This window comes from Pseudomonas putida (assembly GCF_016406145.1).
GTDB classification, from domain to species: Bacteria; Pseudomonadota; Gammaproteobacteria; order Pseudomonadales; family Pseudomonadaceae; genus Aquipseudomonas; species Aquipseudomonas putida_E.
Genome location: NZ_CP066306.1, coordinates 4,854,519 through 4,869,044, shown reverse-complemented (window position 1 = coordinate 4,869,044; position 14,526 = coordinate 4,854,519). Strand labels below are relative to the sequence as shown.

At 64.7% G+C, this 14,526-nt stretch carries 10 protein-coding genes and 1 pseudogene; 8 read left to right on the top strand and 3 right to left on the bottom strand.

The genetic code is table 11. The features are described from left to right. Positions 1-21: 21 nt before the first annotated feature. Positions 22-870: a carboxylating nicotinate-nucleotide diphosphorylase gene (nadC, locus tag JET17_RS22415; protein ID WP_012316214.1), complete on the bottom strand. Its 849-nt coding sequence runs from the start codon at positions 868-870 to the stop codon at positions 22-24. Positions 871-1,113: 243 nt separating this feature from the next. Between nadC and JET17_RS22410 the strand changes: the two genes are divergently transcribed. From JET17_RS22410 to JET17_RS27885, 5 genes and pseudogenes are all read left to right on the top strand, one after another. Continuing rightward, positions 1,114-3,279, top strand: coding sequence for a DUF1631 domain-containing protein (locus tag JET17_RS22410; protein ID WP_012316213.1), 2,166 nt, complete (start codon positions 1,114-1,116; stop codon positions 3,277-3,279). A gap of 85 nt (positions 3,280-3,364) precedes the next feature. Further along, entirely contained in the window at positions 3,365-3,937 is a 573-nt protein-coding gene (gene ampD / locus JET17_RS22405) for a 1,6-anhydro-N-acetylmuramyl-L-alanine amidase AmpD (RefSeq protein ID WP_012316212.1), read from the top strand. Then, positions 3,934-4,764 carry a regulatory signaling modulator protein AmpE gene (gene ampE, locus JET17_RS22400; protein ID WP_012316211.1) on the top strand — a complete coding sequence of 277 codons (831 nt, stop codon included), beginning with the start codon at positions 3,934-3,936 and terminating at the stop codon, positions 4,762-4,764. The genes ampD and ampE overlap by 4 nt, the downstream gene beginning before the upstream one ends. Positions 4,765-4,899: 135 nt before the next feature. Continuing rightward, a pseudogene (locus JET17_RS27890) lies at positions 4,900-6,021 on the top strand (HAMP domain-containing protein); the annotation flags it as partial. Positions 6,022-6,165: 144 nt separating this feature from the next. Further along, positions 6,166-6,879, top strand: coding sequence for a methyl-accepting chemotaxis protein (locus JET17_RS27885; RefSeq protein ID WP_420094558.1), 714 nt, complete (start codon positions 6,166-6,168; stop codon positions 6,877-6,879). Between the two features lie 6 nt (positions 6,880-6,885). Here JET17_RS27885 and JET17_RS22390 read toward each other — a convergent pair whose 3' ends face one another. Further along, positions 6,886-7,662, bottom strand: a complete 777-nt coding sequence (locus JET17_RS22390; RefSeq protein WP_012316209.1) for a TatD family hydrolase — start codon at positions 7,660-7,662, stop codon at positions 6,886-6,888. A 2-nt stretch (positions 7,663-7,664) separates the two neighbouring features. Then, positions 7,665-8,660, bottom strand: coding sequence for a catabolite repressor/activator (cra, locus tag JET17_RS22385; RefSeq protein ID WP_012316208.1), 996 nt, complete (start codon positions 8,658-8,660; stop codon positions 7,665-7,667). 296 nt (positions 8,661-8,956) lie between these two features. On the opposite strand from cra, the gene ptsP reads away from it, so the two are divergent. The 3 genes from ptsP to JET17_RS22370 are packed head-to-tail and all read left to right on the top strand — an operon-like array spanning position 8,957 to position 14,493. After that, a complete protein-coding gene (gene ptsP / locus JET17_RS22380; RefSeq protein WP_012316207.1) occupies positions 8,957-11,809 on the top strand; it encodes a phosphoenolpyruvate--protein phosphotransferase in 2,853 nt (950 codons plus the stop codon). Then, positions 11,810-12,757: a 1-phosphofructokinase gene (pfkB, locus tag JET17_RS22375; RefSeq protein ID WP_012316206.1), complete on the top strand. Its 948-nt coding sequence runs from the start codon at positions 11,810-11,812 to the stop codon at positions 12,755-12,757. After that, positions 12,754-14,493 (top strand): PTS fructose-like transporter subunit IIB, encoded by a 1,740-nt coding sequence (locus tag JET17_RS22370; RefSeq protein WP_012316205.1) that lies wholly within the window; start codon positions 12,754-12,756, stop codon positions 14,491-14,493. The genes pfkB and JET17_RS22370 overlap by 4 nt, the downstream gene beginning before the upstream one ends. Positions 14,494-14,526: the final 33 nt, after the last annotated feature.

Here is a 14,526-nt window from a genome sequence, read left to right as displayed (position 1 = left end):
TTTGTGCAGGTTTCGCCCCCTTCAGAGGCTCAGGCGCATCGACAGGTCGACGGCCTTCACATCCTTGGTCATCGCACCAATGGAGATGTAGTCCACGCCAGTCTCGGCAATCACCCGCAGGGTGGTTTCGGTCACCCCGCCACTGGCCTCGAGCTTGGCTTTGCCAGCGGTAATGCGCACTGCTTCGCCCATTTCGTCCAGGCTCAGCTCGTCGAGCATGATGATGTCGGCACCGGCGCTCAACGCTTGGCGTAGTTCATCCAGGCTCTCCACCTCGATTTCCACCGGCTTGCCCGGAGCAATGCGGTGGGCTGCCGCTACTGCTTCGGGCACACCGCCGCTGGCGGCAATATGGTTTTCCTTGATCAGGAAGGCATCGAACAGGCCGATGCGGTGGTTGTGGCAGCCGCCGCAGGTCACCGCATATTTTTGCGCCAAGCGCAGGCCGGGCAGGGTCTTGCGGGTGTCGAGCAGTTGCACCTGGGTGCCTTCGACCAGGTCGGCGAGCGCGCGCGCACGTGTAGCCACGCCCGACAGCATCTGCAGGAAGTTCAGCGCACTGCGCTCGCCGCTGAGCAGTGAACGTGCCGGGCCTTCGAGGTGGAACAGCACCTGGTTGGCCGTGGCGCGGTCACCATCGGCCACCTGCCAGTGCACCGCCACACGCGGGTCGAGTTGACGGAACACGGCATCGACCCAGGCGGTGCCGGCAATCACGCAATCTTCGCGGGTGATGATGGTGGCCTTGGCCAGGCGCTCGGCCGGAATCAGCTGCGCGGTGATGTCGCCGCTGCCGATGTCCTCCAGCAGCGCGCGGCGCACGTTGGCTTCGATCTCGGCGGTCAGGTCGGCAAGGCGTAGGTTCGGCATGGTCGGCTCCACAAGCTAGTTGCCGGCGATTATAGGGCAGGGGGGCTCTGTTTACAGCCGCCTTGCACCTGACCTTTGGTCAGGCCGAGTGAGCATTTGGCAAAAAATACAGTCATTTACCGGCGGGTGAAGAGGTGCTGGCAGGCATCGGCATTTTTACCGATAATGGCGCCCAGTATTTGGCGTCATAGCTTTGACGATTATCCATTTTTATCGAACACGTCGCCCAGCAAGGAGTTCGGGATGCATAAAGAAGGCAAGGTGGTGCCCCTGGCGGCCGCCATCGATCGAGGTGCGCGCACGCCCTTGCCTTGCCTGCCGATGCTGTTGCTGCAGGTGCGCGACAAGGCGGCCCTGCAATTGCGCCAAGGCTTGCAGGCCTTGTTCGACAACGCTGACGATACGCTCTTTGAAATGGCCGAGAAGGCTGCTGACCGTTTCGATCAGAACCTGTATTTCGAGGCCATGCGCGACTTGCGCCTCAAGCGCAAGAGCATCGAGCGCGGCTTTCTCGACACGTTCTACGAGAGGTTCGCCCGCATAGGCGAGGCCGAGCCACTGGGCTTCGTGGCGATTACCGATCACCCGAAAAACAAGGCGCAACAGGAGCGGGCAGCGACCGTAGAGGGTATGGTTGCGCGCGTTCTGTCGCGCGACGGAATTGCCCTGGAGCAGTTGAACCTGCGTTTGCAGGCGCTGCTCGAATGTGCACTGGACCTGCAAAAAAGCCCCCTAGCGCCTGGCGCATTGTGTGGCTACTTCCTTGATGCCGGGCGTAACCTGGGTGTTGGCCTGCGGGTCAAACTGGTCCTGCTGAAGTTGTTCGAACGTTACGTGCTGCGTGATACCGACGTGCTCTATGGCGAAGCCAACCAGTTGCTGGCCGCTGCCGGCGTGCTGGCAGAGCTACCGCCTGCGCCGCGCCGGCGTGCCGAGGACTGTCGCCTGAGCTCGCGGCGGATGCCGGCCAGCCTGGGGCCTGACGAGGCCGCCGGCGCGGACAGTGCCGGCCAGGCTTTCTTCACCTCGGTGCAAGGGCTGCTGGCACCGGCCCGCGGCAGGATCGCGCCACGCTTGCAATCTATTGCCACAGCCCAGCCGATAAGCACCGCCGACCTGCTGCGCCTGCTCACGCATTTGCAGCACTATGTGCCGGCCACCTTCGATGAAGACGATTTCGACCTTGGCCAGCAGCTCGAACAGTTGCTGTTGCGGGTCAGCGTGCGTAGTGGCACCCGCCGACGTATTGCCACGGCCGACATAGACATGATCAACCTGATCGGCCTGCTGTTCGACTACATCCAGGCCGATGACAACCTGCCGCACAGCCTGCGGGCGCTGATTGCCCGCCTGCACATCCCGTTGCTTAAGGTGGCATTGCTCGACAAAGGGCTGTTCAGCCGCGCCAGCCATCCTGCCCGGCGCTTGCTCAATGAGATCGCTGCCGCCTCAATCGGCTGGGAGACTGGTAGCGAAGGCCTGCGTGACAGCCTGCACCTGCGGGTAGGGCGCATCGTCCAGCGTTTGCTCAACGACTTCACCGAGGACTCGGCCCTGTTCGCCGAACTGCTGGAGGACTTTATGGCCTTCAGCCAGGATGAACGGCGGCGCAACGAACTGCTCGAGCAACGCACCCGCGATGCCGAAGAAGGGCGTGCGCGGGCCGCGCAGGCGCGCCAGCAGGTGCAACAGGTACTCAACCAGCGCTTGCGCGGTCGGGTGCTGCCTCAAGCGGTCGTGCAGATGCTGGTGCAAGCCTGGAGCCAGGTGCTGCTGCTGGCATGGCTCAAACAGGGTGAGGGCTCTTCGGCGTGGATCAACGCCCTTGCGACCATGGACACGCTGCTAGCCAGCATCATCCCCCGGCGGGATCCGCAGGCCCTGCTGCAGCAAGTGCCCGGCCTGCTCAAGGCATTGCGCGAGGGTTTGGCCGGCGTGGCGCTGGACTCGCAGGCGACCCGCGACTTTTTCCAGCAACTCGAGCAACTGCACCTGCGTGCCTGCGCAGGGGGCGAGCTACCTCCTACTCCAGGCGATCAGGCTCTGGCCGAAGTGCTGGTGGCGGAGGACATCGTGCTGGCCATGGCCGAAGAGCCCGCTTGTGCGCCGCTGCACCAGCACGACGAGCAAGCCGCACAGCTACGTGCGGTACAGCGCCTGCGCATCGGCACCTGGATAGAAGTGCTCGACGATGACGAGCCGTTGCGCTGCAAACTGGTGGCGCGTATCGACAGCAGTGACCGCCTGGTATTCGCCAACCGCACCGGGATGAAGGTCCGCGAGTGGAACATGCTGGGCCTCGCCCAAGCACTGCGCCTTGGTGAGGTGCGGCTGCTGGATGATGGCCTGCTGTTCGAGCGGGCGCTGGAGACCGTGCTGGAAACCTTGCGCCAGCAGCAGGTTCATTGACCTGCTGCTGCAGATTCACATGCAAAGCGCGATACTGGCAGGGCATACTGCGCCTCTGTACCCAGCGTTCTTCAGGAACTGCCCCATGCAATTGGACCGTGCCACCGGCTGGTTCCACGGAAACGGAATCACCCACTGCCCTTCGCCGAACTTCAACGCGCGACCGGAGGGCGAATCGATTTCCCTGCTGGTGATCCATAACATCAGCCTGCCGCCGGCCTGCTTCGGCAGCGGCAAAGTCCAGCAATTCTTCCAGAACCGCCTGGACCCCAGCGAACATCCCTACTTTGCCAGCATCAGCCACCTGACGGTATCAGCACACCTGTTTGTGGAACGCGACGGTGCAGTGACCCAGTTCGTGTCGTTGCTCGACCGTGCCTGGCATGCTGGAGTGTCCTGTTTTGACGGGCGAGAAGGCTGTAACGACTTTTCCATCGGTATCGAGCTGGAAGGTACCGACGATCTACCCTACAGCGACGCCCAGTACAGTGTGCTGACGCAACTCACCCGGCAGATTCAGGCGGCCTGGCCCGCGATCGGCCTGGGCCGGATCCAGGGCCATAGCGACATTGCCCCGCAGCGCAAGACCGACCCCGGCCCGGCATTCGACTGGCAGCGTTACCGCACAGCCATGCAGGACAACGAGGACAAGGCATGAGTTTTCTGGTGTTGATACTGGCGTTGTGGGTCGAGAAGTTCTCCGCCCTGCGCCATCAGGTACAGCGCGATGGCTTCTTCCTGGGCGAGCTGGTGCGCCTGGAGCGCAGCGGGAGGGTGCATCCCTGGTGGAGCCTGGCCATCCTGGTGCTTGCACCCGTGGCAGTGCTGGTGTTGCTGCTGCACGTGCTCGACCCGGTGGCCTATGGTTTGCTGGCCCTGCCGGTGCACCTGCTGGTGCTGATCTACAGCCTCGGCCGTGGCGATGCCAAGGCCGCCCTTGGGCCGTTTCGCGATGCCTGGCGGCGCGGCGACGACCAGGCCGCGCTGCATGTGGCCGAGCGCGACCTGGGCCTGGTAGCTGATGAACCCCAGGCTTTGCTGGTGCGCGTGCAAGGCTACCTGTTGTGGCAGGCCTATCAGAGTTTCTTCGCCGTGATCTTCTGGTACTTCGTGCTCGGCCCCGGGGCGGCGCTGGCCTATCGCCTGCTGGCGCTGACAGGCGATAACAGTTGCCAACCTGCACTCAAGGCCCGGGCCGAGCAGCTGCGGCACATCATGGACTGGCTTCCGGTGCGCGTGTTGGCCCTGAGTTTCGCCCTCGTCGGCAATTTCGTCGCAGTGACCCGCGTGATGCTGCACGAACTGCTCAACTGGCACATCAGCGCCGGTCACCTGGTGGCCAGGGTCGGGCGGGTTGCCGATGACATTCCCGACCAAGAGGACAGCCAGCGCGGTCTGGCTAGGCTCGATAGCCTGTGGGAGCTGCTGCTGCGCTGTGCGGTGCTGTGGTATGCGGGCTTTGCGTTGTGGACGGTGCTGGTCTGAGCGCCGGTTAACCTTAAGTTACAAACCTCCGGTTCGATCTGCGCTATACAGGTGGCCTAGTGCTACCCCTCGCAGAACAACAAGAATTCAAGGAGGTGCCCCGTGAAGCGTCTGCTCTACCCGGCAATCGCACTGATGAACCGGCTGAGCTTCGGCCAGAAGTTCAGCCTCATCAGCGCCCTGTTCTTCCTGCCCATGCTCGCCACCAGCAGCTACCTGGTGCGCGACGCCTATCAGCAATTTCAGGCAACCCGTGCCCAAATGCAGGGTATTACCCCGCTTAGCGGCAGCTTGGCATTGCGCACCGACCTGGAAGCCCTCGGCAACCTCATGCAGATCAATGCCGTGCTCGGGCAGTCGGGCCAGGCCGGCGACCTGGAGTCGCGCATCGCTGCGTTGCAGGACAATATCCGGGCTCAGATGCAGGCCCTGCAGGGCCATGAGGCGGTTCCCCAGGCCAAGCTCGACGAGCTGGCTGACGCTTTTGCCAGCGCCCAGGCCGAAACGTCTTTGCAGGCCAAGGTCGCCCTGTTCGACAAGCTGCTGGCTCAAGCACAGGTGCTGAGCAAACTGGTGGCCAGCCAGTCCGGCCTGAGCCAGGACAGCCAGGTTTCGGTGCGTCAGTTGAGCGAACTGCTTGGCACTGCCACCGCCCAGGTGACCCTGGCCTTGGGCGAGGGCAGGACGATGGGTGCCATCGCGCTTGGCCGAGGGTTCATCGACTCGGCCGGCAGCGTCCGCTTCGAAGACCTGCTGCAGCGCCTGGAGCGTTTGGCGGCAGACTATGGCATGCGGGTGGATGAAGCCTTGGCCAGTGACCTTGGCGTCGCCACGGACATGATAGCCGCGGCGCAGGCCAGCAAAGCTTCCGTCAAACAAGCCGCCGCATTGTTCGAGGAACGTGTGGTGGTTGCTGAAACCCTGGATGCGCCTTGGCCCGCCTTCTATCAACAGGTGAGTGAGCTGATGGCTCACACTTACCAACTGAACGAGGAAGTCCTTGGGCATCTGCACCTGCAGTTGCAGGAGCGCCTTGGTCAGCAGCGCCTGCGCATGGTCGCCTTGGTGGCCGTGCTGGCGGGCGTTTTCGCGCTGATCCTTTACCTTTACGGCGGCTTCTATGTCTCGACCCGCACGACGCTGCGCAAGCTGGGGGGCGCGATGGACAAGGTGGCGGCCGGTGACATGACGGTCAGTTTCAAGGCCCACAGCCGCGACGAACTGGGCGAACTGGCGCAGGGTTTCAGCGAAACCGTGCGCCGTATCCGTTGCCTGATCGAGCAGGTCGGCCACACCGTTGTGGCGGTCGAAGTGCAGGCGGGGCAGGTACTGGCGGTATCGGCACGCAGCAGCCAGTCAGTCAGCGGCCAGCGTGAACAGATCGAGCAGGTAGCCACCGCGATGAACCAGATGAGCGCCACTGCGCAGGAAGTGGCGCGCAGCGCTGCATTGGCTGCCGATGGTGCGCAGCAGGTCAACCACGAAAGTGCCAATGGGCGCACGTTGGTGCAAGAGCAGCAGGGCAGCATTGGCCGGTTGGCGGCCGAAATCGACCATACTGTGTTGGCGATCAACCAGCTCGCTGACGACAGTCAGGCGATCAGTCAGGTCCTTGAGGTGATCCGCAGTATCGCCGAGCAGACCAACCTGTTGGCACTCAACGCTGCAATCGAGGCAGCCCGGGCCGGTGAGCAAGGGCGGGGGTTTGCCGTGGTCGCTGATGAAGTGCGCACCTTGGCCAAGCGTACCCAGGACTCCACTGCGCAGATAGCGCAGATGATCCAGCGTTTGCAGGACGGTGTCGGGGCAGCGGTTCGCGCCATGGGCAGTAGCCATCTGATGGCTGCGGGCACGGTCGAGGAGGCTCGCCAGGTGCAGCAGGCGCTGGGCAACATCCTTGGCGCGGTTGGCGGCATTGTCGAGCAGAACCAGCAGATAGCGGCGGCGGTAGAGCAGCAGACGGCGGTGGCCCATGACATCGACCAGAACATCGTGGCGATCAACCAGGCGGCACAGGACACCTCGTTGGGGGCTTGCCAGACCGAAGATGCCAGCCGGGCATTGTCGGAGCAGGTGGTGGAATTGAAACGGTTGATCGGGGCGTTCAGGGTTTAGCCAGTACTACCAGCCAAACAGCTCACAGGCATTCTTGCTGCTGGTCTCGGCCAACACTTGCACATCAATGCCCATCACCTCAGCCAATGCCCCGGCAATCTCCGGTAGATGCTCCGGGCTGTTTCGCTCACCGGCAAACATCGCCGGGGCCATGTCCGGGGCGTCAGTTTCCAGCACGATGCTTTCCAGCGGTAGGCGCGGCAGGGTCTTGCGCAAACGCACTGCTTGAGGCCAGGTACCGGCACCACCCAGCCCAAGCCGGAAACCGAGCTTGATGTATTCGCGCGCCTCTTCATAGCTGCCCGCGAACGCGTGGATGATCCCGGCCCGCGCCGGCTTGTAGCGCTTGAGTGTGGCAATCACCTGGGCATGGCTGCGGCGCACGTGGAGCAGGGCGGGCAGTTCGAAGTCACAGGCCAGCTGCAATTGCCCTTCGAACAGCGATTGCTGGCGCGCCTTGTCCAGCGTTTCGACGTAGTAGTCCAGGCCGAACTCGCCCACGGCGCACAGCCGCGGATCGCCATGCAGGCGTTCAAGCCATTGGCGCAACTGCACCAGGTGCTCGGGGCGATGCTGCTCCAGGTAGATCGGATGCAGCCCAAGCGCTGCGCGCACGCGCTCATCGCTGCAGGCCAAGTCCCACACCCGCTGGAAATTGGCCTGATAAACCCCCAGCACTACCATGCGCTCCACCCCACGCCCTGCCGCATTAGCCATCAGGCGCGTGCGGTCGGCATCGAAGTCGGGGAAGTCAAGGTGGGTGTGAGTGTCGATCAGGCGCATGTTCAGGCCACAGTAATACGTTGCTTGAAGGTTCGGCCGATGGCATGCACGCCAGGTTCGTAACGCTTGTCCTCGATGGCCGCCAGGGCCAGTTCCAGGGCGGTGGCGGCAATCAGGCCATGTTGCTGGGCCATGGCGTTGACCGGCAGGGGCAGGAAATCGAGCAACTGGTTGTCACCGAAGGTGCCCAGGTGCAGCAGGCGCGAATCGGCCGGGCGCGCCTGCAGGGTGTCGAACACGCCTTGCAGCAGCACGTAGGACGTCGTGACCAAGGCATCCGGCAGGCCGCCCAGCTCGTCGATCAACTGCTGCATCAAGCGCTGGCCGCATTCGCGGCTGAATGCCTCGCCTTGATAACGGCGCACGTCCCCGGCAAAACCCTGCATGGCTTCGTCGAAGCCGCCTGCGCGGGCCTGGCTGACCGACAGCTCCGGGCGCGCGCCGATCAGCGCGATGCTGCGCGGTGCCGTGGCCAGCAGGCTATCGGCCAACTGGCGGCTGGCATCGCGATCATCGCTGATGACCGAACAAAAATGTGCCGGGTTCAGGCGCCGGTCGATGGCGATCACCGGCAGGCCCTTGTCCTGCAGTTCACGGTAGCTGTCATCTTCGGGGGGCAGGCAACTGGCGACGAACAGGGCATCGCAACGCCGGGCCCGGAACAGCTGCTGCAGTTGGCGCTCACTGTCGGGCCTGTCATCGCTGCTGGCGATCAGCAGTTGATAGCCACGGGCGCGGGCGCCTTGCTCCAGTTGCTTGGCAATGCGCGCGTAGCTGGGGTTTTCCAGGTCCGGCAGAATGAAGCCCAAGGTGCGGGTATGCCGGCTGCGCAGGCCCGCAGCCTGGGGGTTGGGCGTGAAGCCGTGGGCCTCGACCACCGCACGCACCCGCTCGACGGTGCTGTTGCTGATGCGCTGCTGTTCGGCCTTGCCATTGATGACGTAGCTGGCAGTGGTCACGGACACACCAGCCAGACGGGCGATATCGCTGAGTTTCACCGAATTTTCCTTGTTATTACCGGGGCGGGCTATACAACCAGACCGGGCAGTTTGACCCGGGCTGGTCGCCACGCGCAGACGACCATTGTCGCAATTGTCCGACAGGATGGGGCTTTTTCCCTGGAAGATTATCGAGTAACGTGGCCGCTTGGTCAGATTAAACGTTTCAGCTATTAATTTTTCTGCCTTCCCTGCCGCTCGTGCAAGGCCGTTGACTGGCTGAATACGTGAATTTCACAACAATACCTCAGTACCCGGTGCAAAAGTGCGCGCAGGGGCTGCAAAAGGAGAAGGTCATGCTCGAGCTCGCCAAAGAGCAGATAGCCATGGGCCAGACGGCCGCCGACAAAGGCCAGGCCCTGCGCCTGCTGGCGGATCGACTGGTCGCTGACGGCCTGGTCGCCGAAGGGTATCTGCAGGGCCTGCAGGCGCGCGAAGCGCAAGGTTCCACATTCCTTGGCCAAGGCATCGCCATCCCCCACGGCACGCCGCAGACCCGCGACCTGGTGTATGCCACCGGCGTGCGTTTGCTGCAGTTCCCTGAAGGCGTGGACTGGGGTGACGGCCAGATCGTCTACCTGGCCATCGGCATTGCCGCACGCTCCGACGAGCACCTGCGTCTGCTGCAGTTGCTGACCCGTGCCCTGGGAGAGACCGACCTGGCCGAAGCCCTGCGCCGTGCCAGTTCCGCAGAAGCGCTGCTCAAGTTGCTACAGGGCGCACCCCAGGCGCTGGCGCTGGATGCGCAACTGGTCAGCCTGAACCTGCCCGCCGAAGACTTTGACGAGTTGGCCTGGCGCGGTGCCCGCCTGTTGCAGCGTGCCGGGTGTGTCGACAAAGGTTTTGCCGCGGTGCTGCAGCAGGCCGAGCCCTTGCCCTTGGGCGAGGGGCTCTGGTGGCTGCACAGCGAGCGGCAGGTACGTCAGCCAGGCTTGGCCTTCGTCACCCCGCAGCAGCCGCTGCGCTACCGCGACCAGCCACTCAATGGCCTGTTTTGTCTGGCCAGCCTCGGCGCTGCCCACCAGGCGCTGCTCGAGCGCCTGTGCGAGGTACTGATCGAGGGGCGCGGGCAAACGCTTTACCAGGCCACCAGCAGCCGCGCGGTACTTGAGGTGCTGGGTGGTGAGACCGCTCCCGACTGGCCCAGCGCTCGTATCGTGCTGGCCAACCCACATGGCCTGCACGCCCGTCCGGCAAAAATCCTGGCGCAGCTGGCCAAGGGTTTCGAGGGCGAAATCCGCCTGCGTGTGCTGGACAGCGCGCAACCTGCGGTTTCGGTCAAGAGTTTGAGCAAGCTGCTCAGCCTTGGCGCGCGCCGTGGCCAGGAACTGGAGCTGCTGGCCGAGCCGTCTATTGCCGGTGATGCCTTGCCGGTACTGCTGGCGGCAATCGAGCAGGGCTTGGGTGAGGACGTTGAGCCATTGCCGAAAACTGCGGCCGCGGTGAGCCCAGCGCCCGTCGAGGTGTTGCAGGCGCCGGCTGCCGGTAGCCGTATCCAGGCCGTGGCTGCGGCCCCCGGCATTGCCAGTGGGCCCGCCCATGTCTGCGTCGAGCGTGACATCGATTATCCGCTGCGTGGCGAATCGCCAGCGCAGGAGCGGGTCAAGCTGGGCCGGGCACTGGATACAGTGAACGCCGAGTTGCAGGCCTTGGTGCAGCGCAGCGACAAGGCCGTCGGCGAGATCTTCGTCACCCATCAGGAAATGCTCGCCGACCCTGCACTGGCCGACGATGTAGAACTGCGTCTGGCCCAGGGTGAAAGCGCCGCCGCCGCGTGGATGGCCGTGATCGAAGCGGCGGCCCGCCAACAGGAGGCATTGCATGATGCGCTGCTCGCCGAGCGTGCTGCCGACCTGCGCGACATCGGCCGCCGGGTGTTGGCGCAGCTGTGCGGTGTGCAGACGCAGGCCGAGCCTGAGCAACCTTACGTGCTGGTGATGGGCGAGGTCGGCCCCTCTGATGTTGCCCGCCTGGACCCGGCGCGGGTCGCCGGTATCGTCACTGCCCATGGCGGCGCAACCGCGCACAGCGCGATCGTTGCGCGGGCCTTGGGCATCCCGGCCGTGGTCGGCGCGGGGGCGGCGATTCTGCTCCTTGAACCTGGTACGCCGCTGTTGCTCGATGGCCAGCGAGGCGTAGTCAGCGTCGCCCCGCCAGCTGATGAGTTGCAACGTGCGCTGGCCGAGCGTGACCTGCGCGAGCAGCGTCTGCAAGCAGCCTGGGCCAACCGTCATGAGCCAGCGGTAACCCGCGATGGCCATGCCGTCGAAGTATTCGCCAACATCGGCCAGAGCGGCGGCATCGACAAGGTGGTGGAGCAGGGCGCCGAAGGTGTCGGCCTGCTGCGCACCGAGCTGATCTTCATGGGCCACTCGCAGGCGCCGGATGTCGCCACCCAGGAAGCCGAATACCGCCGTGTGCTCGATGGGCTGGGCGGGCGGCCACTGGTCGTGCGCACCCTCGATGTGGGTGGGGACAAACCGTTGCCCTACTGGCCGATCGCAGCCGAGGAAAACCCGTTCCTCGGTGTGCGTGGCGTGCGCCTGACCTTGCAGCGCCCGCAGATCATGGAAGACCAGCTCCGAGCCCTGCTGCGCGCCGCTGATCAGCGCCCGTTGCGCATCATGTTCCCGATGGTCGGCCAGGTGCATGAGTGGCGGGAAGCGAGGGCGATGGTCGAGCGCCTGCGTGAAGAAATTCCGGTAGCCGACCTGCAACTGGGCATCATGGTCGAAGTGCCGTCCGCCGCCTTGCTGGCGCCACAACTGGCCCGCGAAGTGGACTTTTTCAGTATCGGCACCAATGACCTCACCCAGTACACCTTGGCCATCGACCGTGGCCACCCCAGCCTGTCGGCCCAGGCCGACGGCCTGCACCCGGCAGTGTTGAGCCTGATCGACATGACCGTGCGCGCTGCCCATGCCGAGGGCAAGTGGGTAGGGGTGTGCGGTGAACTGGCCGCGGACCCGCAGGCGGTGGCGGTGCTGCTGGGCCTGGACGTGGACGAGCTGAGCGTGGCCGCCCGCAGCGTTGCCGAAGTCAAGGCCCTGGTTCGCCAGGCCGATCATCAGACGGCCCGCGCCCTGGCGCGCGAGGCCCTGCAACAAGACAGCGCCGCAGCGGTTCGCGCGCTGGTGGAGCGTTACTGAATGGCCAAGATCCTTACCCTGACCCTGAACCCGGCGCTGGACATCACCGTAAGCCTCGACGCCCTGCGCCTCGGCCACGTCAACCGCGCCCAGGACCAGCACAGCCATGCCGCCGGCAAAGGGCTGAACGTGGCCCAGGTACTGGCCGACCTGGGGCACAGCGTGACCGTCGGTGGTTTCCTTGGCCAGGACAACCTGCAACCGTTCGAGGCGTTGATCGAATGGCGCGGCTTTGCCGATTGCTTCGTCCGTGTGCCGGGTGAGACGCGCAGCAACCTCAAACTGGTCGAGGCTGATGGCCGGGTGACCGACATCAATGGGCAAGGCCCGCAGGTCGATGAGGCTGCGTGTGAGGCCCTGATGCGCCTGCTTGAACAGGCCGCCCCCGGGCATGACGCCGTGGTGGTGGCTGGGAGCCTGCCACGCGGTATCAGCCCGGACTGGTTCGCCCGGTTGCTCGAACAGCTCAAAGGCCAAGGCCTGAGGGTTGCCCTCGACAGCAGCGGTGCGGCCCTGCGCGCAGGCCTGCAGAGCGCCCCCTGGCTGGTCAAGCCGAACACCGAAGAGCTGGGCGAAGTGCTTGGCCTTGACGTGAACAGCGCCGCCGAACAGCAGGCTGCCGCCCAACGACTGCTGGCCACGGGTATCGAGCACGTGGTGGTGTCGGCGGGGGAGCAAGGCGTCAGCTGGTTCACTGGTGGCCACACGCTGCACGCCCAGCCGCCGCAGGTGCCGGTTGCCAGTACGGTGGGGGCGGGCGACTCGCTGGTGGCCGGCATGGTTCACGGCTTACTGCTGGCTGAAGCGCCTGCGCAAACCCTGCGCCGCGCCACGGCCATCGCTGCACAGGCCGTGACCCAGGTCGGCTTCGGTATCCGTGACCGCGAGCAACTGGCGCGCCTGGAGGCCGCCGTGCAACTGACAGAACAACAAGAGGCTCGCCGATGAACATTGCCATTGTCACCGCCTGCCCCAACGGCCAGGTATCCAGCGTGCTGAGTGCGCGCCTGCTGGCCGCTGCCGCCCAGCGCCGCGGCTGGAAAACCTGCGTGGAAGTGCAGGATGCCGAACACCCCGACCGCCAGCTGAGCACCGCGCAGATCGCTGATGCCGACTGGGTGCTGGTTGTCAGCACCGGGCCGGTTGACCTGGCCCGCTTCGCGGGCAAGCGTTTGTTCCAGAGCACACCGGCGCAAGCGCTGGCCGACCGTGAAGGTTTCCTCGACGAGGCGGCCGCAAATGCCCAGGTACAGGCCGATGCTCATCAAGCCGAACAGCCCCTGGCCACTGCTGGGGCCAAGCTTGTCGCGGTAACCGCCTGCCCGACTGGCGTGGCGCACACGTTCATGGCCGCCGAGGCCCTGCAGCAGGCAGCGCAACAGCTTGGCTATCAACTTACGGTAGAAACCCAAGGCTCGGTCGGCGCCCGTAACCCGTTGTCGGCCCAGGCCATTGCCGACGCCGACGTGGTGCTGCTGGCTGCCGATATCGAAGTGCCCACCGCCCGTTTTGCCGGCAAGCGTATCTACCGCTGTGGTACCGGCATTGCCCTCAAGCAGGCCCGCGCCACGCTGGACAAGGCCCTTGCCGAGGCCAAGGTGGAAAGCGCTGGTGACGCTGCAGCCGCTTCAAGTGCCGGCAAGGCCGAGAAAACCGGTGTTTATAAACACTTGCTGACAGGTGTTTCCTTCATGCTGCCGATGGTGGTGGCAGGCGGCTTGCTGATCGCCCTGTCGTTCGTCTTCGGCATCGAAGCCTACAAGGAACCGGGCACCCTGCCGGCTGCATTGATGCAGATCGGCGGCGAGGCCGCATTCAAGCTGATGGTGCCGTTGCTGGCGGGGTACATTGCCTGGTCCATCGCCGACCGCCCGGGCCTGGCGCCCGGCATGATCGGCGGCCTGCTGGCCAGCACTCTGGGCGCCGGATTCATCGGCGGTATCGTTGCCGGCTTCCTCGCCGGTTACAGCGCCAAAGCCATCGCGCGCTGGGCACGCCTGCCGAGCAGCCTCGATGCGCTCAAACCGATCCTGATCATTCCGCTGCTGGCGAGCCTTTTCACAGGCCTGGTGATGATCTACGTGGTCGGCCAGCCGGTGGCTGCCATGCTCGCGGGCCTGACGCAGTTTCTCGACAGCATGGGTACCACCAACGCCATCCTCCTCGGGCTGCTGCTCGGCGGCATGATGTGCATCGACCTGGGCGGCCCGATCAACAAGGCGGCCTATGCCTTTTCGGTAGGGCTGCTGGCATCCTCGAGCTACGCGCCGATGGCGGCGACCATGGCAGCGGGCATGGTGCCGCCGATCGGCCTTGGTATCGCCACGTTCCTGGCCCGTCGCAAGTTCGCCCAGAGCGAGCGCGAGGCTGGCAAGGCCGCTCTGGTGCTGGGTTTGTGCTTCATTTCCGAAGGCGCCATCCCGTTCGCCGCCAAAGACCCGCTGCGGGTCATCCCGGCAAGTATCGCTGGCGGCGCCTTGACCGGCGCGCTGTCGATGTACTTCGGTTGCAAGCTGATGGCGCCCCATGGCGGGCTGTTCGTGCTGCTGATTCCCAATGCGATCAACCATGCGCTGCTGTACCTGCTGGCCATTGTCGCGGGTAGCCTGCTGACAGCGGTGGTGTATGCGCTGATCAAGAAGAGCGAGCGGGTGGAAATGGTCGTGGCGCCGGCCAAGGGCTAGGGCGTTCGATCATCCTGCTCTGGTCGCTGGCAA